We start from the raw sequence: 19,964 nt of genomic DNA on the forward strand, positions 1-19,964 counted from the left end.
AGCCCCATGCTCACCGCCAAAAAGCCGGCCGCGCCGGGCGTGCGACCGTCGACCGCCGGCGTCGCCGCCGTTCTCGGGCCGACCAACACCGGCAAGACCCACCACGCCATAGAGCGAATGCTCTCTTATCCGACGGGCATGATCGGCCTGCCGCTGCGTCTTCTCGCGCGGGAGGTCTACACGCGCGTCGCCGAGCGCGTGGGGACCGAGAATGTCGCGCTCGTCACCGGCGAGGAGAAGATCAAGCCGCGCGCGCCGAGCTATTGGATCTCGACCGTCGAGGCCATGCCGCGCGATCTCGATGTGGATTTCGTGGCCGTGGACGAGATTCAGCTCGCCGCCGACCTCGACCGCGGCCATGTCTTCACCGATCGCCTGCTGTTTTGGCGCGGCCGTGTGGAAACGCTGCTGATCGGCGCGGAAACCATGCGCTCGCTCATCGAGCGGCTGCTGCCGGGCGTTCCCATCTTCACGCGGCCGCGGCTGTCGCATCTCGCCTTCGCCGGGGAGCGCAAGCTGGCGCGGCTGCCGCCGCGCAGCGCCATCGTCGCCTTCTCGGCCGAGGACGTCTACGCCATCGCCGAATGGATCAAGCGTCAGCGCGGCGGCGCGGCGGTGGTGCTGGGCGCGCTCTCGCCGCGCACGCGCAACGCTCAGGTCGATCTGTTCCAGAATGGCGACGTCGATTACATCGTCGCCACCGACGCCATAGGCATGGGCCTCAATCTCGATGTCGACCACATCGCCTTCGCCGCCGACCGCAAATTCGACGGCTGGCGCCATCGCCGATTGACGGCGGCGGAAATGGGGCAGATCGCCGGCCGCGCCGGCCGCAACATGAATGACGGCACTTTCGGCAGCACCGGCCGCTGCCCGCCCTTCGACGAGCAGACGGTGGAGGCGCTGGAGAATCATTGGTTCGATCCGCTGGTCGCGCTGCAATGGCGCAATGGCGATCTCGATTTCGATTCGATCGAGGCGCTGACCGAATCGCTGGAGCGCGCCTCGCCCGACGAATGCCTGCTGCGGGCGCGGACCGCCGAGGATCAAATGGTGCTCGAGGTCGCCGCGCGCGACGAGACTGTGCAGCGCAACACAAAAACAATTGCAGATATTATGAGACTCTGGGATGTGTGCCAGATTCCAGATTATCGCAAGACCTCGCCGGCCGCTCATGCGGAGCTGGCGCTCGCCGTCTATGGCTATGTGGTGCGCCGCGGATTGATCCCAGGCGATTGGTTCGCAAAGCAAATCGCCGCCGTGGACCGCATCGACGGCGACATTCACACACTGTCCGCGCGGCTCGCCCAGGTGCGCACCTGGACCTTTATCGCCAATCGTTCCGGCTGGCTCGAGAATCCAGAGCATTGGCAGAGCGTCGCGCGTCAGGTAGAGGACAGTCTGTCCGACGCGCTGCACGAACGCCTCACGCAGCGTTTCGTCGATCGCCGCACCAGTGTGCTGATGCGCCGCCTGAGAGAGAACGCGATGCTCGAAGCCGAAATCACTACTGCCGGCGACGTTATGGTCGAAGGTCAGCATGTCGGACAGTTGCAGGGATTTCGTTTCACGGCCGATCCGCAGGCCACGGGCGAAGCGGCGAAGGCGTTGAACGCCGCCGCGCAGCGGGCGCTCGCCGGCGAGATAGAGGCGCGCGCCGCCCGCGTGTTCGACGCGGTGGACGACGCTTTTCTGCTCGGCAATGACGGGACCATTCGCTGGCTCGGCGAGCCTGTCGGCAAGATCGCGCCCGGCGCCGCCGTGCTGACCCCGGTGGTCCGCCTGCTGGCCGACGAGCAATTGACCGGCGCGGCGCTGGAGAAAGTGCAGCAGCGGCTCGATCTGTGGCTGGCCCAGCATATAAAGAAGCTGCTCGGCGCGCTGGAGGAGCTGGAGAAGGGCGAGGGGCTCGAGGGCGTTTCCCGCGGCATCGCCTTTCAGCTGGCCGAGGAGCTCGGCGTGTTGGAGCGCAGCCGCGTCGCGCGCGACATCAAGACGCTCTCCCAGGAGGACCGCGCCGCCCTGCGCAAGAAGGGCGTGCGCTTCGGCGCCTATCACCTCTATCTGCCGCAGCTCTTGAAGCCGGCGCCGCGCTCGCTCGCGGCACTGCTGTGGGGCTTGAAGCATGGCGGGCTCGACAATCTCAAGGGCCTCGAGGAGGTGCCGCATCTCGCCGCTTCCGGCCGCACCTCCTTCGCCGCCGATCCGGCCATCTCCAAGGGCTTCTATCGCGCCGCGGGCTTTCGCGTCTGCGGCGAGCGCGTGGTGCGCGTCGATATTCTGGAGCGGCTCGCCGATCTCATCCGCCCGGCGAGCGCCTATCGCCCCGGCGTGACGGCCGGCGATCCGCCGCCCGGCGCCGCCGATGGCGAGGGTTTCGTCGTCACAGTGGCGATGACCTCGCTCACCGGCTGCGCGGGCGAGGCCTTCGCCTCCATTCTGCGCTCGCTCGGCTATCAATCGGCCGAGCGTCAGGGGCCGGCGATCACCGTGCCGCTGCTGGCCAAGGCGGCGACCGAGCCGCTCGCGCCGGTTGTGGCCGCGGCCGAGGAGAGCGCCGAATCGGAGAGCGGCGAATCGGCCGCCGAGCCGGCGGAGGCGCTCGAGCCTGTCGCCGAGACTGCGGAGCCTGTCGTCGCGGAGGTGGAGGAGGTTCCGCCGCCGGTTGTCGAAGAGGCGGCTGTGGAGGAGGCGCCCATCGAAGCGGCTCCCGCGCCGCAGGAGCCGGACGCCGCCGCGACCGAGACGGAAGCGGCTGAGACGGAAGCGACCGAGGCGAGCGCCGAGCCGGTTGCGAGCGAGCCGACGCCGATCGAGATTTGGACCTTGCAGCGTCATGTCCCGCAAGCGCCGCGCCGACGTCACGGCGGCGGTGCTCCGGGCCAGGAGGAAGGCCGCGCCGCGCGACCGGCCGGCGAGCGCCCCCGCGGCCCGCGACCGGGCCAAGGGCATGGACAAGGCCACGGGCAGGGCCATGGCCAGGGCGGCGGCCGACGGCCCGAGCATGGCGAAGGCGAGCATTCCGAGCATCGGCCGCGCCAAGACGCCCGCAAGGAGAGCGGCTTCCGCTCCGGCGGCAAGCCGCGGAGCGATGGACCGCGCGGCGACAATCGCTCGCCACGGGACGACCGCCGCCGCGGCAATGGGAACTTTTCCACGCCCGAAAGGCGGGAGAAAGAGCGCCTGCCCGATCCCGATTCGCCCTTCGCCAAGCTGCTGGCGCTGAAGGCCGAGCTCGAAAAAAAGGGCAAGAGCTGAATTTCGCCTCAAATGACTGGTGACGTCCGAACCGTTCCGAAGCGACCGCCGAATCGCTCGAAGCGATTGCGGCGGCTTGCCAAATCCAGGTCGTTCGGCCTATTGCTGACGTGATCTTTGGCGCATTGGCGCAGCCTATGCTAGCGGGCCTCGTCGACCCCGACTTGCGGACCGTGGGCGAGATCCGATCCACGCCGTCGTCTCATAGGGAGCGCGGCGCGGGATAACGGCCTTCCACCGAAAGGCGATACATGACGAAGATACTTCCTGTCATAATGTGCGGCGGGGCGGGCACGCGCGTATGGCCCGAATCGCGGGAAACCCTCCCGAAACAATTCATTCCGCTCGTCGGCGAGCTGTCGACCTTCCAGACCACCATTCAGACGCTGTCGGACGAGGCCTTCGACAAGCCCGTCATCATTTCCAACGCCGATTATCGCTTCCTCGTCACCGATCAGCTGCGCGCCATCGGCGCCGCGGCCGACATCGTCCTCGAGCCCACCCGGCGTGATTCGGCCGCCGCGGTCGCCGTCGCCGCCGGCGTCGCCGCTCGCCGCGCGCCGCAGACCATCGTCGTCGTGCTCGCCGCCGATCATGTCGTGCGCGACCCCAAAGGCCTCGTCGCTCTGTGCAAAAAAGCGGCGGCGGCCGCCGCGGATGGCTATATCGTCACGCTCGGCGTCAAGCCCGACGCTCCGGCCACCGGCTATGGCTATATTCGCCCCGGCGAGCGCATCGCCGGCGACATTCTCAATCTCGAGGCCTTCGTCGAAAAGCCCGATCGCGAGACCGCGCAGCGCTATATCGACGCCGGCTATTTGTGGAACAGCGGCAATTTCATTTTCCGCGCCGATGTGATGCAGCAGGAGATCGCCCATTTCGAGCCGGCGATCGCCGAGGCGGCGGAAAAGGCGATCGACGCCGGCCGCAGCGATCTCGATTTTCTGGTGCTGGACGCAGAATCTTTCGCGCGCGCGCCCAAGACCTCCATTGATTACGCCGTGATGGAGAAGACGCGCAAGGCCGCGGTGATCGAGGCCGACATCGGCTGGTCGGACGTCGGCAATTGGCGCGCCGTGTGGGAGCTGACCGAGCGCGACGAACAGGGCAATTCGGTGCGCGGCAATGGCGTCGTGCGCGAGTCGCGCAATGTGCATGTGCGCTCGGACGAGACGCTGACCACTGTCGTCGGCGTCGACGACGTCATTGTGGTGACGACGCCGGACGCCGTGCTGGTGCTGGGCCATGAGCATGGCGACAATGTCAAGCAGCTCGTCGATCAATTGAAGCGCGAGAACCGCCGCGAGGCGGGCGAGCACAAGCGCATCTTCCGTCCCTGGGGCTTTTATCAATCGGTCGATTCCGGCGATCGGCATCAGGTGAAGCGCATTGTGGTGAAGCCGGGCGCGCGCCTGTCGCTGCAGAAGCATTTTCATCGCGCCGAGCATTGGATCGTCGTCAAGGGCACGGCGGAGGTCGGCCGCGACGAGGAGACGCTGCTGGTCCACGAGAATGAATCGGTCTATCTGCCGATCGGCTGCATTCATCGCCTGAGCAATCCGGGCAAGATCGACCTCGAGATCATCGAGGTGCAGACCGGCTCCTATCTCGGCGAGGACGATATCGTCCGTCTGCAGGACGTCTACAACCGCGGCTGACGCGGTTCGCCAATAGGCGAAGGCGAGCCTTTCGAGGCTCGCCTATTTATTGTCCCCGCTTCTGCACGCTATAGCGCTCCGATAAATCGGCGAGCGCCGATTCCCGCGTCGCGCCCTGCTTGCGCAGATTGAAATAATGCTGGCAGAGATCGCCGAAGGTCTGCTTGCTCCCCGTCGCCGCCGCGACGCGCGCGAGGCTCTCGATCGATTGCGCTTCGTCTTCCACCACGCCGATCTCCGAAAGCATGTCGCCGAGCTGCGCGGCGCGATTGGCGAGCATTCGCGGCGCCTCCAGAAAATGCGCGCCGCCGATATCCAGCGCTGCTTGCAATCGCGCCACTCTGCCCTCGTCCACCGGCGCGCCGCCGCTCTTGCGCGCCGCCAGCCAATAGGCGGGATCGACGCGATCGATCGGCGTCAGCCATTTCGGCAGCTCGTCCTTGCGCTTCATTTCCACGGCCCCGCGCTGCGGCGCCGTGTCCCCGCAGGCGTAGAGCAGCGCCGCGAGCGTCGCGCAGAGGGCGGCGAGACGCGGCGCTCTCATGTCACTTGCCTTGCAGCTTTTTGGCGAGTCCCTGGAGCCCATCCTTCAAAAAGGTGGTCATCGCCTCGCGCGCGGCGTCGTCATTGAGATTGTCCGGCGGCTCATTGCTGGTGTCGCCGCGATAGAGGCGGCCATACCACTGCACCTCGCTGCCGCCGCCCGCCGCTGGCTTCACCGCCAAAGTCGCCGAATAGGAGCTGATCGGCAGAGCGTCGAGATTGGCGTCCGACATGCGATAGCTCAGCTTCATCTGCTGCGGATCAAATTCGTCGAGGCTCTCGGTGACGACGCCGCCCTTGCGCAGCGTGATCTCGCGCACCGCGCCATTGGCGTCGCCGCCGGTCGCTTTCACGCTGGCGACATCGGGATGCCAGTCGAGCGCGCCGAAATGGCCGACGAGCGCCCAGACCGCCTTGGGATCGGCGGCGACGGTGATCTTCTCGTCGACCTTGATCGGCGTCGGGCCATGCGCCAGCGCCGGCGCGATAGACAAAAGCAAGGCCAAGAGGGCGATTTTCGGTTTCACTCTATTCTCCTCGAGCGTGTGGTTGCGAGACGGAAAAGGCGTCGCCGCGTGAAAATCTCCGCGAGCGGGACGATGAGATAGAGGGTGGCGAAGCCGACGAGCGCCGCCGCCGCGAAAGCGGGGCGTAGATCGAGAGGCGCGAGGCTCGGCCGCGGCCGCGCGACGGCCAGCAGCGCGCTCGCCAGCCCGTCCGGCTTCTCCAAATGCGCATAGCCGAGGCCCGTGGTCTCGGCGAGTTGCCGCAGATAGGGCTCGCGCACGCTGGAGAGATGCTCTGAGCCGGCGCGCATCTCCCCGCCGAATGGCGCATTGCGCGGATTATAACCCTCGCGCTGCTCCGCGTCCGCCGGCGGCAGGCCGAAGCGGCTCTCATGCGGCACCTCATCCACGCCGAAAAAGCCGGTCTCGCGGCCGCGATCGTCGAATTTCGGAATAGGCGCGGGCTCATAGCCGCCCGCGCCGAGGATGAGCCCGGAAATCTCGCCGCGCGCGCCCTCGAAGACCGGCGCGCCATAGGCCGGCAGCGGCGGCGCCTCCTGCCCATCGGTGATAAAGAGGAGATCGGCGCCGATGCGTCGCGCCATCTCGACCGCGCGAAAGAGGCCGGCGGAGATGCGGCTGTCGCCCTCCCAGGCCATGCGCCAGTCGAGCGCGCCGATCGCGGCGTCGAGGGCCGCGAAATTCTCGCAGACGTCTATGGGCTCGAACAAAAGAAAGGGCTCGCGCTCGGTGAAGATGGCGAGGCCGACGCGCGAGGGACAGGGAAGATCGGCGACGAGCCGCCGCAAGGCGTTCTTTGCGAATTCGATGCGGCTCGCCGGCGCGCCGTCCTGAGAATAATCGCGCGTGTTCATGCTGCCGGTAATGTCCAGCGTCGCCAGTAGATCGACGCCATTGCGAACCACCTCGGCGCGCGGAACCGCAAAGGCGGCTATCAGCATCGCCAGGGCGAAGGCGAGCGAGAGAAAGCGCGCATCGCGCAAGCGGGCGATCATCATCGTGGGCCTGTCATGGCAGACCCTTGGGCGCGCCGGGAATATCGGTCCAGATTTTCTTGGGGTCCGCGGGCAGCTCGTCGCCGCCCGAATGCTCGAGCTGCGGATTGTCGCGCACGAGGCGCGCGGCGACGTCGAGATTATATTTCGCGTCCCAGAACTCCGGCCGATATTGCAATGCGCGGCGATATTCGCGACGCGCCAGCTCGACGAAGGGACCGGCGGGCTCGAGCTGGCCGCGCTCCAATAGATCGAAGGCGCGGCGCAGCAAGGCGTTGCCGAGATCATAATGGGCGATCGCGGAAAGCTCGTCGCGGCCGGCGGCGCCCAGAGGCTCCAGCAGCGCGCGCGCCTTGTCGAACTCCTCGCGCTCGGCCAGAAATTTGACGCGCGCCGCGATGAGCTCGGGCGCGGAAGTGGAATCGGTCTCTATATCTCGCCCCGCGGCGAGCGCGCCGATCGCGGCATTGTCGACGCGCACGCGCCATGCTGCGATGGCGTTTTGCAGCGCCCCGACGAGCGCCGCGGCGAGCAAAGCGAGAAGAAGCGCCGAACGCCAGCGCGCGAAGAGGCGCGCGAGCGTCTGCAAAAATTGGGCGCGGGGGGCTTCGCTCATGCGGCCCTCTTCGCGAATTGCGGCGACGCGCCTGCGCGCGCCGTCTGCTTCAGGCGCGTCTCGGCGAATTTGGCGACCACGAGCACAGAAGTCGCGAAGACGGCGACCAGAAGGCTCTGGTCCGTGAGATCCTTGCGCGGAATACGCTCGACATAGCGGAACGGGCGCCGTTCGAGCCGGTCGATCTCCGCTATCGCCTCGGCCACAGCGGCGGGGCCTTCCGCCTCGAAAGCGCGATAGCCTATGCCGAGCGATTTGAAGAAGAGATCGAGATGGCGCTCCGGCATGGCCTGCGGCGTGTCCAGCTCGCCGGCGTCCGGCTGGTCGCTTATCCCTTTGGCCCCGCGCGTGCGCAGAAACAGCCAATAGAGATTGGGCCTGATCTTGCGAAAATCGGCGCGCAGCTGATCTTGAATGCGCGGGTCGATGACGGCGGCGCCGTCGGAGACGAGCAAGATCACGCGCGATTCCACCTCACCGCCCGCGGGAAATTGCGACAGCGCCATTGCGAGGCCGCGACCGATATTCGTGTAGCCGAGGCCCGGCCGGTCGATCGCCTGAATTGCGGCGCGCACCGCCGCGCGATGATCGGTCATCGGCATGACCATTATCGGCGAGGTGGAGAAGGCGGTGACGCCGAAGAGATCATGCGCCCGCCGGTCGACGAAATCCGTCATGATTCGCTTGGCGGCGGAGGCTTTCGACTCCTCGCCGCCGGCCGGCGTGCGGCCGGCGAATGTCTCGTTCATGCTCGCGCTGCGATCGATCAGTATCGAGATTTCCGCGCCTTCGCCATAGCGCTGAATGGCGCGGCCTTCGCGAAACGGCCCGGCGACGGCGAGCGCGCTCGCGCCGATGGCGAGACTGGCGAAAAGGCGCAGCGCCCATGCGATGAATGTCGAGAGCGCATCCTGCGGCGCGGCGGCGACGGACGATATGGGCGATAGCCGCAACGGCGAGAAGAGAAGCGGCGCGAGCGCCAGCGGCAGCAGGAATAGCGCGAGCGGAGAGGCGAGGCCGAAGCTCATCCCGCGCTCCTCTCCAACGCCGCCAATGTTTTCGCCAGCGCGAGCAGTTCTGTCGCCGCAAGATCGCCGCCCGCATCGGCGACGCCGAAGAACAGCGCGCGCGAGCTATTGAAGAAGCGGCCGAGCGCCTCTTTCACCGATGCGAATTCCGCATGGCCCGAAAGAAAGGCGTCGAGGTCCTCGGCGAAGATGCGGCGGCCGGCGGCTTCATCGATTGCGCGATGCAATGCGAGCATCGCCGCGCGGCGCGACGCCTCGCCGTCGCCCTTCGTCAGCGCGGCGATGCGACGCGCGGCGGCGGCGAAGATGCGCGCGCGGCGACGATGAAACGGCGGCCAGCCACGATCATGAGCGACCAACGCCAACGCGCCGAATGCGAGCGCGGCGAATATGCCCGCGCGCGCCGCCGGAGTCGTTGCATCGCCTCGCGCGACGCCACGGTCCGCGCGCATGTAATCGGTGGGATTGTCGCGGCGCGCCGGCAGCACCTCGCGCAAGGGCGAGACGCCGATCGTCCAGGCGGGCGCGCGGGCGATCTCGCTCTCGCCCTCGCGCAGAAAGCGCAGAGGAAAAGGCGGGATTTGCAGATCGCGCACATCGAGCGCGACATAGAAGAGCTGATAGACGAGCTCTATATCCCAGCGTGTGAGCCCGTCGCCGATGGGCTGCTCGCGAACATGGACGTCGCGCAGATCGAGCCAATAATCGAGCGCGCCGGGACGCGGCAGCGAGGCGGTCTGCAAGCGGGAGGCGGAATCGGCGATGATCTCGAGCCGCGCATTCACCAGATCGCCGACGAAGAAGCCGAAGCTGCGATCGGCGTAGAGACGCACGGATTTCACTTCCGCCGCAGCGGGCGCGGCCAGCGCGAGAAGAAGCGAAAGAGCGAAGAGGGCTGCGCGCATGTCACAGACCGAGCAGATGACGCGACAGCGCGTCGGCGTCGAAAGAGTCGCTCATGACGAAAGGCGGGCGTCCATGCGCGAGCGCGAGACGACGCAGCGCGTCGCGCCGCTCGGCCTCGCGCGCGAGCCATCGGCGACGCAGACTCGGGCGCATGAAGACGAGCCGCCGCGCGCCGCTCTCGATATCCTCGAGGTCGACGAGGCCGAAGTGCGGAAGATCGCGCTCTTCCGTGGAATCCGCGACGACAATTGGCGCGAGATCATGCTGCGCGAGCAGGCCGAAAAGGCGCGTCGCGAAGTCGCGGGGCCAGTGAAAATCAGAGATGAGCAGCACGAGCTTGCGTCGCCCGGCGATGAGGCCGGCGGCTTCCGTCAGCGCTTTCGCCGAGGCGCCGCGCGGAGCCGCAATGCGCAAACGCTCGGCGGCGGCGACCGCGGCGCCCCGCGCGCGCGTCGCCGGCAGCAGAAGATCATTGCGCAAGCTTTCGTCGCAGGCGATGACGCCGAAGCGGTCGCCGATGCGCGTCGCCGAAAAGGCGAGCGCCGTGCAGAGGTCGGCGACGAGATCGAGACGGCGCGCCGCGCCGTGAAAGCCCATGGAGGCGGAAAGATCGACCAGCGCATAGACGTCGATGGCGTTGCGCTGCTCGAAGCGGCGCACATGAGTCTCGCCGGTCGGGTCGCGCATGGTCGCGCGAATGTCGATGCGGCGCGCGTCGGGAAATTGAATGAAGCGCGCGTGATCGCGAAACACGCCTATGCCGCCGACATCGACGCCGCCATGCGCGCCGACAGAGCCGTTGGAGACGCGGCCGCGTGGACGATAGGCGAGGTCGAAGCGCTGCATCGTCACGCCTCGCGTCTCAAGGCGCCGGGACCGTCGCGAAAGCGGCGCGGCACAGATCGCGGACAATGTCGTCGCCGCGCATCGCATAGATCGGATCGACGAAGATGCGATGCGCCATCGTCTCGAGGAAGATTTCCCGAATATCCTCGGGCGTCAGCGCGTCGCGCCCTTCGAGCCAGGCGCGCACGCGCGCCGCGCGCACGAGAAAGGCGAGGCCACGCGGGCTCGCGCCGCCGCGGACCAAGCCGCGCATCTCGACATCCGGCAGAGAAACGCCCGCGGCGTGAGGGTCGAGAAGCGCATCCCAGAGCTTGGCCACATAGGCCTCGAGCGTCTCGCTGGCGTGGACGCGATTTTGGATCAGCTCGGCGACAGAGCCGAGCGCGCGATAATCGAAGACCGGCTCGCCGATTTCTTCGAGCAGGCGATCGACATCGTGAAAGCGAGGATCGAAGATCAGCGCGCGCCGCGCCGCCGCGTCGCTCGGCGTCCTCATGGATATCTCCATGAGAAAGCGGTCGCGCGCCGCGGCCGGCAGCTCGAATGTCTCCTCCCGCTCGACGAGATTGCGATCGGCGAAGACCTGTAGCGTGGGAAAGAAATATTCGCGATCGAAGGCGGTGACGCTGCGCTCCGCCATCAGCCGCAGCAGCAGCGAATGCACTTGCGGACGCGCGCGATTGATCTCGTTGAAGAAGAAGATGGAGAGATCTTCCGCGTGACGCAGCACCGGGCCGGGCTCGACGCGCGGGCGGCCGTCGTCGGCGAGATAGGTGTGATAGAGGAGGTCGCTCGGCATGAGATCGACCGTGCCCTCTATGCGCGAGAAGGCGCCGCCGAGCGCGCGTGCGATAGCGCGCAGAAGCGTCGTCTTGCCGACGCCCACATCGCCTTCCAGCAGCACATGGCCGCGTGCGAAAATGGCGATGGTCACCAACCGAATGACGCGATTCTGGCCGAGGACGACGCGCGCGACGCGCGTCTCGAATTCCTGCGCCTTGGCGCGCCAATCGGCCAAGACGGCGTCGGTTTCGGCGGTGTCTGTCACGCTGAACAGGTCCAACAATCTCGTCGGAGGAGAGGGCGTTGCGGCCACGATCCCGGGAAAGGGGTCCGACGCGTTGTTGTCGAATAACGCCGGACCCGGATCGTGGCCGCATGACGACCGTCCCCGGGGGCGCGGGGACGGCATTCTCGCGCGACGCTTACGGAATCTTGCTGACGTCGTAGACGAAAGCGCCTGTCTTCTTGAAGTGCTCGGCGCGCTTCTTATTGCGCTCTTCCATGGCCGCGATGGCGGACTGGTTCTTGGCGAGCTCTTTCGGATCATGCTTGGGATCGTATTTCGAGCCGGCGACCTTTTCGGGATAGCCGGGCTTGGGCTCCCAGCAATCGCCGGGGGCTTTGCATTTGGTGCCGTCATAGGCCGAGGCCGCGCCGATCGCAGCCGCGTTCATGACGAACGCGACGCCGAGGGCCGCCGCAATCTTCAAAACTCCCATCGTGCCTTCCTCCAATTTATCCGCAGCTCGCGCCGCGTCCGTCGCGCCGCTCACGCATGCGCGACTTTCATTTTCCCGACGTCTTTCATTTTGCCGAGGTCTTGCACTGACCGGGCGGATCATCGGGGAATGTCTCGTGTCCAGGATAGGGCTTGTATTTTGCGCGTTGCTCCGGCGTCAACCAGGTCGCTCCGGCAACGGGATCCTTGTAGAGATGGCGGACCCAGGCCATGACCTTCAGCATTTCGTCGAGCTGAAGATTGGCGTATTGCGGCCCCATGGACGCCTGCGCGCCGCCGAAGATCGTCGAGAAAAATCCTTCGTCGGTCGCGTTCTGCGGATAGGTCCAATAGGAGTCGTTGAGGCCGGGGCCGATTTTGCCTTCGCCGAGATGGCCGTGGCAGCCAGAGCAGGCGGACAGGAAGAGCTGCTCGCCCTGCTTCAGACAGCTAATGTCCTCATTATACGGATTGACGCCCGACTGCATGAATTTCTTCACGCCGGGCGTATCCTTGCCCTCGGGAAGCGCGTCGTCGAAGTTCAGCACCTCGCCGGTGATCGTGTTGCGAAAGGTGATGCCCGCATTCTGCGCGATCGCCGAGAGAGCGATCAGGCTGGCGAAGGCGCCGCCGATCAGGACACAGGCCTTTTTCTTGCTCGATTTCATTTTTGTCGGTCTCTTCGATATTCGCCAAGCGTCAATGCGCTGCGACCGGATTGACGATGGGAAGAAGCGGAACGCCTTCCGCCGTGAGGATTTGGTCGATCTTCGGCTTGGCGCGATCGAGGCCCGCATTCACTTGCGCGAGCAGCTCCTTGTCCGAAAGGCGCACGCCGACCGATTGGTCGTAGTGCTGCCCGATCTTCTGTCCGTCGCTGCGCTTGGAATCGTCGTCGACCAGCGTCATGCGCAGATGCGTCGGCGAGGATTTGACGAAGCGCGCCACATCGGGCGCAAAGGCGGAGGCCAGCTCTGCGTTGCCGCTCGCGACCTCGCCGATCATGCGCGCAGGGTCGATCTGCGTATATTGGTTGCGCGGCGAACGAAAATTCACCAGCGAATAGAGATAGGCCATATCGTTCTCATATTCGCCGATCTCCTTCAGCATCACCTCCGCCGGAGAGCCGAAAGGCACGGCGATGTGGTTGAAGGATTTGATGCGCGGATCGGACCAGGATTTGATGTCGAGATTCTTCTCGGCCTTGGTCACGAACACATAGCCGGTGCGGAAATAGGGCTTGCTCGTCGCGACGCGCGGATCGCCCGTGTCCAGCCCGATGACGACGTCGCACTGATTTTTGTCGAGATAATCCCTCACGAGATAAATCGCCGGCTTCGACGACCAGACGAATTCCGCCTTGCGGCCCATCGCCTCGGCGAGCGCGACGGCGATACGGTTCTCGAGGCCGGATTCGTCCTTGAGGGAGAGCGGCGATTGCGCTTCGGAAGCGCAGATGCGCAATGTGTCGGCCTTGCTCGCAGAAGCGGCGGCCGAAGGCTTCGTCTCTTGCGCGAGCGCGCCGGCGGCGCTGGTCAGCAGCGCCAGAGCGAGTCCGGAGGCGACGAGACGCGGAGAGGTGATACGCGACATGGGAGCGATCCGATCCGTTTGCATGTGTGGCGAGGCCGCCCGGACGCGCTTCATGCATCCGGGCGGCGCGCTGTGTCGGTCGCGAACAGGAAAGGACGCGACCGACGCCTGCCGATGGATCAATGGGCCTTGTATTCGCCGAGATTCACGTCGTCGTAAGGGCCCTTGCCGTTCAGCGAGAAGACCATCACGCCGCCGCCCATCTGCGTGTAATTGGCGAGCTGCTTGAACGCGCCCACCGCGCCGAGACCGGCGGTCGGGTCCTGCAGATCGAACACGAGGCCCACTCCCGGCCAACCGCCGACGCCGTAGAGAATGGCGACGTATTCGGTGCCCTTGTGGCTGTAGACGATCGGATAGCCGAGCACGCCGGAGGGAAGCTTGAACTTCCACAGCAGCTCGCCATTATCGCTGTTGCGGGCCTTGATGAAGCCGTCCAGCGTTCCGTAGAACACGATATTGCCGGCCGTCGCCGTGGTGCCGCCCCAAACCGCGAAGCGCTCGAACTTCTCCCATTTGAACTGGCCGGTGATCGAATTGTAGGCCTTGATCTGGCCGAGGCCCTCGCCCTTCTGACGATCACCCTTCGGGCCGGGATACATGTTCAGCGTCGCGCCGACGAAGAACTGACCCGCGCGATAGGGAAGCATGAAGGGCTCCCAATCCATGCAGATGTGGTTCACGCCGAGGAAGAACAGCTGCTTGGTCGGATCATAGGAATCATGGCCCTGATTGTGATAGCCCATGGCGGAAGGACAAATATCCTTGCCGAGATGGTCCATGCGGGTGCCATACTCCGGATCGCGAACCGGCAGGCCGCTCTTCAGATCGACCGTCTTGAAGACGTTGACCGTGTCGTCGATCTTATCGGCGGAGATCAGATCGCCATTGGTGCGGTCGAGCGTGTAGACGATGCCGTTGCGGTCAGGATGGGTCAGCAGCTTGCGCTCCTTGCCTTCCTTGTCCTTCTGCTCGGTGAGCAGCATGAAGTTCACGCCGGCGAAGTCCCACTCGTCATGCGGGGTCTTCTGATAACCGAACTTCGCTTCGCCCGTGTCGATGTCGCGGCCGAAGATGGTCATCGTCCATTTATTGTCGCCCGGACGCATCGTCTCGTTCCACGGCGCCGGATTGCCCGAGCCGTAATAGAAGAGATTCGTGCCCGGATCATAAGCATACCAGCCCCAATTGGTGCCGCCGCCGATCTTCCAGGCGTCGCCTTCCCAGGTCGAAGTGCCGAGGCCCTTCTGGCCGTAATGGGGGTTCTTGCTGTTGAAGTCCTTGGCCAGCATCACGTCCTCGTCCGGACCGGTCGCGTAAGCGCGCCAGGCCTGCTCGCCCGTGTGGACGTCATAGGCCGTGACATAGCCGCGCACGCCGAGCTCGGCGCCGGAGGAGCCGACGAGGACCTTGTCCTTGACGACATAGGGAGCGATGGTGAGCGTGGAGCCGACCTTATAGTCGGAGTTCTCCATCTTCCACACGAGCTCGCCGGTCTTGGCGTTGAGCGCCTCGATATGGCCATCGAGCAGCGTCTTGAGGATGAGCGGCGGGGTCTTGGAGTCGCCCGGCCAATAGGCCAGACCGCGGTTGACGAGATCGCAGCAGGCGACCGCGCGGGCGGCCGCATTCTGCTTCGGCTTGTCCTGCCAGAGGATGCGGGTCGGATCGTTCAGATCGAGCGCGAAAGTGTTGTTCGGGAAAGACGTGTGGATATACATCTTGCCGTCGACGACGAGCGGCGCGCCCTCGTGGCCGTTGAGCAGGCCGGTCGAGAAGGTCCAGGCGACCTTCAGATCCTTGACGTTGCTCGTGTTGATCTGCGTCAGCGTGCTGTAATTGTCCGAGTGGTAATTCTTACCCGGCATCACCCAATTTTCTTCGCTCTTGGAGAGCTGGTCGAGCTTGTCGTTGGCCGAAGCGACGCCGATCGGCGCCACCGTCAGCACGGCGAGCAGCGATACCGAATTCAGTAGTTTCCTCATCGACGAGTCCTCCTGCAACAGCCATCGCCCGGCGGATCGCAGAGCGGAATGGAGATGTCGCCTCGTGAAGCATCGGCTCGCGATCTCTCGAGCCATGTCTTTGTTTGTCGGCCATCGTCCTCGACGTCGTCGCAACGTTATCGGCGCGAAAAAGCGGAGAGCGGGGCCGGCGAGATATAGGTTTTCGGCCGCGGCTCTGTCTGTATGATTTGTCGGTAATCTGACACGGGAAGAATCGGCATGAACGCCGCGTCTTCCTCACGACCCTCCGGGTGAGGCGTCCTGCTCACGCCGCAGTCGCGCCGTGATGTCGCCAAACTGGCGTCGCCTCAATCGAAGCCGTAGCCGCCGCCGCCGCCGGGCGCCTCGAGATGGCGAGCGGATCAGGGGAGGGGTCGAAATGGAAAGCCTCGTCTGGCTGACGGATATCGACCGAGCGGAGGAGCCGCTGCTGGTGGCCATAGAGGCGAGGTCGCCGACGACGCTTCGCGTCCTGGTTCCGAACACGGTGGTCCGTTTCGAGTTGCGACGCCACGGCGACGGCCGGCCTTACGAGGGCGCGTTGGGGGGGCGCTATTTCGTCTTCGACCCCGCGCCTGCGACGCCCGAGGCCGAGACGCCCGAATAGGACGCGCGACTTCGGGAAAAATTGCCGGACAGGCGCGAGCTTCGCGGGCGGCGAAAAAAACATTGCGCGCGGCGCTGCGCTGAAGCTCGTGATCTATCTCCTTCTGCGCATGCGCGCTCGCGTGCGGATTGACAATGATGTGACGTTCGCGGCGCGCGCTGCAATCGAAACGTCGCTCATGTGTCACGAAACGGCAGCACGCGGCGCCTAGCTTTCTCGCCATGCTGCTCGCTTCGAACCGCCGCCTCTCACTCGAACGTCTCGTTCTCGCCGAGACGCTGCTCCTCTGGCGCGAGCGCCTGCTGCGCGCCGATCTCGCCGGCGTGCATTTCGTGGCGCGCTCCACGCAATTCACGCTGGCCAGAATGCTCGCGATCACGATCAGCAAGCTCGGCAATGGATGGATCTATCCCATCCTCGCAGCGGCGATCTTCTCCCTCGCCGGGCGCGACGCCTGGCCGGTGATCGCGCTCGGCGGACTCAACGCCGCGCTGCTGCACACGCTGTTTCCGATCATCAAGAAGCGCATCGGACGCAAGCGTCCGTTTCACGTCGATCCGCGGCTGACGTCGCTGCTGAAGATACTCGACGAGCATTCCTTTCCCAGCGGACATATGATGACGCTCAGCGGCGTGCTCGCGCCCATCGTTCTCGCTTGGCCTTCGGCCGCCGCTTCCGCCGCTGCGCTCGTGCTGTCGATGGCGTGGTCGCGCATCGCAACGGCGCATCACTATCCCAGCGATGTGCTCGGCGGGCTGACGATGGGAGTCGCCATGGGCTATCCGCTATCGGCCTGCATCCTCGGCCATTGGTGATCGCTGGCCGAGCGCGGCGAGCGCGCGCTCCAACGAGCCTTTCTCCTCCTGCGCGTAAATCGCCATCGCATCGGCGACCTTGGTTCCGAGAGCATGCTCGAACGCTTCGCGATTGGCCGAAGCCGATAGCTCGCGGCGTCCGCCTTCTCCGAGATTGGACTGAAAGATTCCCGCGGCGCTCACCGGCAGAAAATCTTCATAGGTGATCGGCTCCGCGATGAGCGCGCCGTCGCGCAGCAAAGTCTCGACATCGCCAACGCCGGACGTCGGCGCGCCCCGATTCTCGCCGGGCGCATAGCGGAAGAAGGCGAGTCCCTGCGCGCGCAACGTCGCCGCGTCATCGGGGAAAGCGGCGAAACGGTTTTTCAGCTCGGCCCTGTAATCGGCCGTCGCGCCATCTCGGGACGAATTGGCGGCGAGCGTCTCGGCGAGCAATCTGTCATAGAGCGCGCGCCCTGCTGCGGTGAGCGCGGCGCCACGCTGCTCGATCTCGCCGAAGCGCGCGCGATGCTCGCCGCGCGCCTCGTCGTGTCCCGCAAAGCGCACGGGCTCGGCGATGGCCTTGAAGCTCGTCTGGCGCAGCAATATCGGGAACCGGCGTTGCGGCGGGCCTTCGACGATTGACTTCGGATCGAGCCCGCGCTCTGCGAGCGCCTTCTGCGCGGCGTCTATGTCGAGCGTCGGCAGCGTCAGATGATTGATATGCGGGCCGTGGAAGCAGACGACGTCGGCGACGAGCGGATGCGCCTTGCGATAGGCCTCATAGAGGCCGGCGGTGACGGTGGCCTCGCCGCGCCAGCGGAACGTTTGCAGCGCCTCATGCACGAACTCGATCGCCAGCGCTTCGCCGAGCCCGCCATTGGCCTCGAAAATCTCGATGAGATGCAGGCAGCGCGGCGTGAAGATGCGTCGACGCGCGAGAATCTCCTGCGCCTCGCGACGCAGGTCCTCACCCTCGATCAGCTCGGGACGCAGCAGCGAGGTGAAGATGCGGAAAGGGCAGCGCCTGATCGACTCCGCTTCGACAGGCCGAAAGCAGGTGGAATGCACCGGCACGCCGGCGGGCGTGAGGTCGTAATAGCCGACCGGATACATGCCCATGACGGCGAAGAGCCGCCGCAGCCCCGCCAGCTCCTCCGGCCGTCCGACGCGAATGGCGCCATGGCGCTCGACTCCGATGAGATCGAAAGCGCCGGAGCGGCGCAGCCGCGCCTCCAGCGCGGGATCGCGCGCCAGCGTTTCGCCGTCGATCTCTCCGACGATGCGCGTCATCTCCTGATAGCGCGGCACCTCGTCGCGATACATTTGCGTCATCGCCGCGGAGAAGATCGAGCGGATCGTATCGGCGGAAACATGGGTCTCGGTCATATCGGACTCCTCGAGGTCGATCGACGTAAGGATCACACGTCGAAGACGACGCCCTGCGCGAGCGGCAGAGCGCTCGAATAATTGATCGTGTTGGTGGCGCGGCGCATATAGGCCTTCCAGGAATCGGAGCCCGCCTCGCGGCCGCCGCCGGTCTCCTTCTCGCCGCCGAATGCGCCGCCGATCTCGGCGCCGGAAGGGCCGATATTCACATTGGCGATGCCGCAATCGGAGCCTTCCGCCGAGAGGAAACGCTCCGCCTCGCGCAGATCGGTCGTGAAGATCGACGACGCCAGGCCATGGCTCACATCGTTCTGCATATGCAGCGCATCGCCGAGATCGCGATATTTCATCGCATAGAGAATAGGCGCGAATGTCTCGCGGCGCGAGACCGGCGCCGGCTCGGCCAGCTCCACCAGCGCCGGCCGCGCGTAATAAGCATCCGGCCGCTCCTGCGCGAACAGGCGTTGGCCGCCGTAGATTTTGCCGCCGATCGAGGCCGCTTCATCCAGAGCATGACGCATGGCGCGATAGGAATCGCCGTCGATGAGCGGGCCGATGAGCGTCTTGCCCTCACGCGGATCGCCGACCGGCGCCGAGGCATAGGCGAGCGAGAGCCTTCCGATCAGCTGATCATAAACGGATTCGTGCACGATGAGGCGGCGCAGCGTGGTGCAGCGCTGCCCGGCCGTGCCCATGGCCGCGAAGGCGATGGCGCGCACAGCGAGATCGAGCGGCGCGGACGGACAGACGATGGCGGCGTTATTGCCGCCGAGCTCGAGAATGGAGCGCGCGAAGCGCTGCGCGAGCCGCGGCCCGACAGCGCGCCCCATTGCGGTGGAGCCGGTCGCCGAGACGAGCGCGACGCGGCGATCGTCGACGAGCCTCTCGCCGAGCTCGCGCCCGCCGATGACGAGGGCCGAGAGTCCTTTCGGCGCCTCGCCGAAACGCGCCAGCGCGCGCTCGAACAGCGCATGTGTGGCGAGCGCCGTCAGCGGCGTTTTTTCCGAAGGCTTCCACACCAGCGCATCGCCGCAGACGAGCGCTATGGCGGCGTTCCAGGCCCAGACGGCGACCGGGAAATTGAAGCTGGTGATGATTCCGACGACGCCGAGCGGATGCCATGTCTCCATCATGCGATGGCCGGGGCGCTCCGTCGCTATCGTGAGGCCGTAGAGCTGGCGCGACAGGCCGACGGCATAGTCGCATATATCGATCATCTCCTGCACTTCGCCGCGCGCTTCGGAGACGATCTTGCCGGCTTCTATGGTGATGAGCTCGGCGAGCTCATTCTTCGCCGCGCGCAATTCCTCGCCGAAGAGGCGAACCAATTCGCCACGCCGCGGCGCCGGAATATTGCGCCATTTGCGATAGGCGGCGTCGGCCTCGCCGATCGCCAAATCTAAAGCATTGCTGTCTTTTGTTTTTGCTCTGGCGATGACTTCGCCGGTAATCGGCGTTCGCACTTGCAAATTCCCATCGCGGAATAGCGCAGACGGAACAGTAATACGAAAGAGCAGCTCCTCAGCTCTCGCTGCGATATCGTTGGTTGTTGCACATGATTCCATAGCTGTGCTTCCCATCTCGCCGTTTTGCTGCTTTATTTGTCTCGCAAATACCCCGTGTTCGATGTATTTGCAACGCGAACGTCGGAGCGGCGTAACGACGCGCTCCACGAGAAAATGGCTCGCAGAGGCGTC

The 19,964-nt window shown here is 65.5% G+C and carries 18 protein-coding genes; 4 read left to right on the plus strand and 14 right to left on the minus strand.

All coding sequences use genetic code 11. From position 1 onward, the window contains the following. The first annotated feature begins 6 nt into the window (after positions 1 to 6). Both GYH34_RS04670 and GYH34_RS04675 read left to right on the plus strand, forming a co-directional pair. The gene (locus GYH34_RS04670; RefSeq protein WP_161914889.1) at positions 7 to 3,258 is read left to right on the plus strand and encodes a helicase-related protein; all 3,252 of its coding nucleotides are present in this window, start codon (positions 7 to 9) and stop codon (positions 3,256 to 3,258) included. A gap of 251 nt (positions 3,259 to 3,509) precedes the next feature. Continuing rightward, a complete protein-coding gene (locus GYH34_RS04675; RefSeq protein WP_161912573.1) occupies positions 3,510 to 4,916 on the plus strand; it encodes a mannose-1-phosphate guanylyltransferase/mannose-6-phosphate isomerase in 1,407 nt (468 codons plus the stop codon). 46 nt (positions 4,917 to 4,962) lie between these two features. On the opposite strand, the gene GYH34_RS04680 is transcribed toward GYH34_RS04675, so the two are convergent. The 12 genes from GYH34_RS04680 to GYH34_RS04735 all read right to left on the minus strand — a co-directional run bounded on the left by GYH34_RS04680 (position 4,963) and on the right by GYH34_RS04735 (position 15,456). After that, complete coding sequence (locus tag GYH34_RS04680; protein ID WP_161912574.1) at positions 4,963 to 5,460, minus strand: hypothetical protein; 498 nt, start codon at positions 5,458 to 5,460, stop codon at positions 4,963 to 4,965. 1 nt (position 5,461) lies between these two features. Beyond that, positions 5,462 to 5,986 (minus strand): SRPBCC family protein, encoded by a 525-nt coding sequence (locus GYH34_RS04685; protein WP_161912575.1) that lies wholly within the window; start codon positions 5,984 to 5,986, stop codon positions 5,462 to 5,464. Then, entirely contained in the window at positions 5,983 to 6,984 is a 1,002-nt protein-coding gene (locus tag GYH34_RS04690; RefSeq protein ID WP_161912576.1) for a VWA domain-containing protein, read from the minus strand. Before GYH34_RS04690 ends, GYH34_RS04685 begins: the two co-directional genes overlap by 4 nt. A gap of 10 nt (positions 6,985 to 6,994) precedes the next feature. Beyond that, positions 6,995 to 7,597, minus strand: coding sequence for an MxaK protein (locus GYH34_RS04695; RefSeq protein WP_161912577.1), 603 nt, complete (start codon positions 7,595 to 7,597; stop codon positions 6,995 to 6,997). Beyond that, positions 7,594 to 8,625, minus strand: coding sequence for a vWA domain-containing protein (locus tag GYH34_RS04700; protein ID WP_161912578.1), 1,032 nt, complete (start codon positions 8,623 to 8,625; stop codon positions 7,594 to 7,596). Before GYH34_RS04700 ends, GYH34_RS04695 begins: the two co-directional genes overlap by 4 nt. Next, positions 8,622 to 9,530: a nonribosomal peptide synthetase MxaA gene (locus GYH34_RS04705; RefSeq protein ID WP_161912579.1), complete on the minus strand. Its 909-nt coding sequence runs from the start codon at positions 9,528 to 9,530 to the stop codon at positions 8,622 to 8,624. The genes GYH34_RS04700 and GYH34_RS04705 overlap by 4 nt, the downstream gene beginning before the upstream one ends. Position 9,531: 1 nt before the next feature. Beyond that, positions 9,532 to 10,377, minus strand: a complete 846-nt coding sequence (locus GYH34_RS04710) for a DUF58 domain-containing protein (RefSeq protein WP_161912580.1) — start codon at positions 10,375 to 10,377, stop codon at positions 9,532 to 9,534. A gap of 16 nt (positions 10,378 to 10,393) precedes the next feature. Beyond that, positions 10,394 to 11,425 (minus strand): MoxR family ATPase, encoded by a 1,032-nt coding sequence (locus GYH34_RS04715; RefSeq protein WP_161912581.1) that lies wholly within the window; start codon positions 11,423 to 11,425, stop codon positions 10,394 to 10,396. A gap of 157 nt (positions 11,426 to 11,582) precedes the next feature. Continuing rightward, the gene (locus GYH34_RS04720; protein ID WP_244635346.1) at positions 11,583 to 11,834 is read right to left on the minus strand and encodes a methanol dehydrogenase [cytochrome c] subunit; all 252 of its coding nucleotides are present in this window, start codon (positions 11,832 to 11,834) and stop codon (positions 11,583 to 11,585) included. A gap of 130 nt (positions 11,835 to 11,964) precedes the next feature. Continuing rightward, entirely contained in the window at positions 11,965 to 12,546 is a 582-nt protein-coding gene (moxG, locus tag GYH34_RS04725) for a cytochrome c(L), periplasmic (RefSeq protein ID WP_161912583.1), read from the minus strand. 31 nt (positions 12,547 to 12,577) lie between these two features. Next, positions 12,578 to 13,471: a methanol oxidation system protein MoxJ gene (gene moxJ / locus GYH34_RS04730; RefSeq protein ID WP_161912584.1), complete on the minus strand. Its 894-nt coding sequence runs from the start codon at positions 13,469 to 13,471 to the stop codon at positions 12,578 to 12,580. A 119-nt stretch (positions 13,472 to 13,590) separates the two neighbouring features. Further along, positions 13,591 to 15,456 (minus strand): methanol/ethanol family PQQ-dependent dehydrogenase, encoded by a 1,866-nt coding sequence (locus GYH34_RS04735; protein ID WP_161912585.1) that lies wholly within the window; start codon positions 15,454 to 15,456, stop codon positions 13,591 to 13,593. A 400-nt stretch (positions 15,457 to 15,856) separates the two neighbouring features. Between GYH34_RS04735 and GYH34_RS04740 the strand changes: the two genes are divergently transcribed. After that, positions 15,857 to 16,084: a hypothetical protein gene (locus tag GYH34_RS04740; RefSeq protein ID WP_161912586.1), complete on the plus strand. Its 228-nt coding sequence runs from the start codon at positions 15,857 to 15,859 to the stop codon at positions 16,082 to 16,084. Between the two features lie 221 nt (positions 16,085 to 16,305). After that, on the plus strand, positions 16,306 to 16,899 hold the full coding sequence (locus tag GYH34_RS04745; RefSeq protein ID WP_161912587.1) for a phosphatase PAP2 family protein: 594 nt from the start codon (positions 16,306 to 16,308) through the stop codon (positions 16,897 to 16,899). Here the strand turns inward: GYH34_RS04745 and GYH34_RS04750 are convergent. Then, positions 16,870 to 18,267, minus strand: coding sequence for a VOC family protein (locus GYH34_RS04750; RefSeq protein ID WP_161912588.1), 1,398 nt, complete (start codon positions 18,265 to 18,267; stop codon positions 16,870 to 16,872). The genes GYH34_RS04745 and GYH34_RS04750 overlap by 30 nt on opposite strands. A gap of 32 nt (positions 18,268 to 18,299) precedes the next feature. Further along, a complete protein-coding gene (locus GYH34_RS04755) occupies positions 18,300 to 19,832 on the minus strand; it encodes an aldehyde dehydrogenase family protein (RefSeq protein ID WP_161912589.1) in 1,533 nt (510 codons plus the stop codon). Positions 19,833 to 19,964 lie beyond the last annotated feature (132 nt).

It is taken from the genome of Methylosinus sp. C49, from assembly GCF_009936375.1.
In the GTDB taxonomy this organism is placed as follows: domain Bacteria; phylum Pseudomonadota; class Alphaproteobacteria; order Rhizobiales; family Beijerinckiaceae; genus Methylosinus.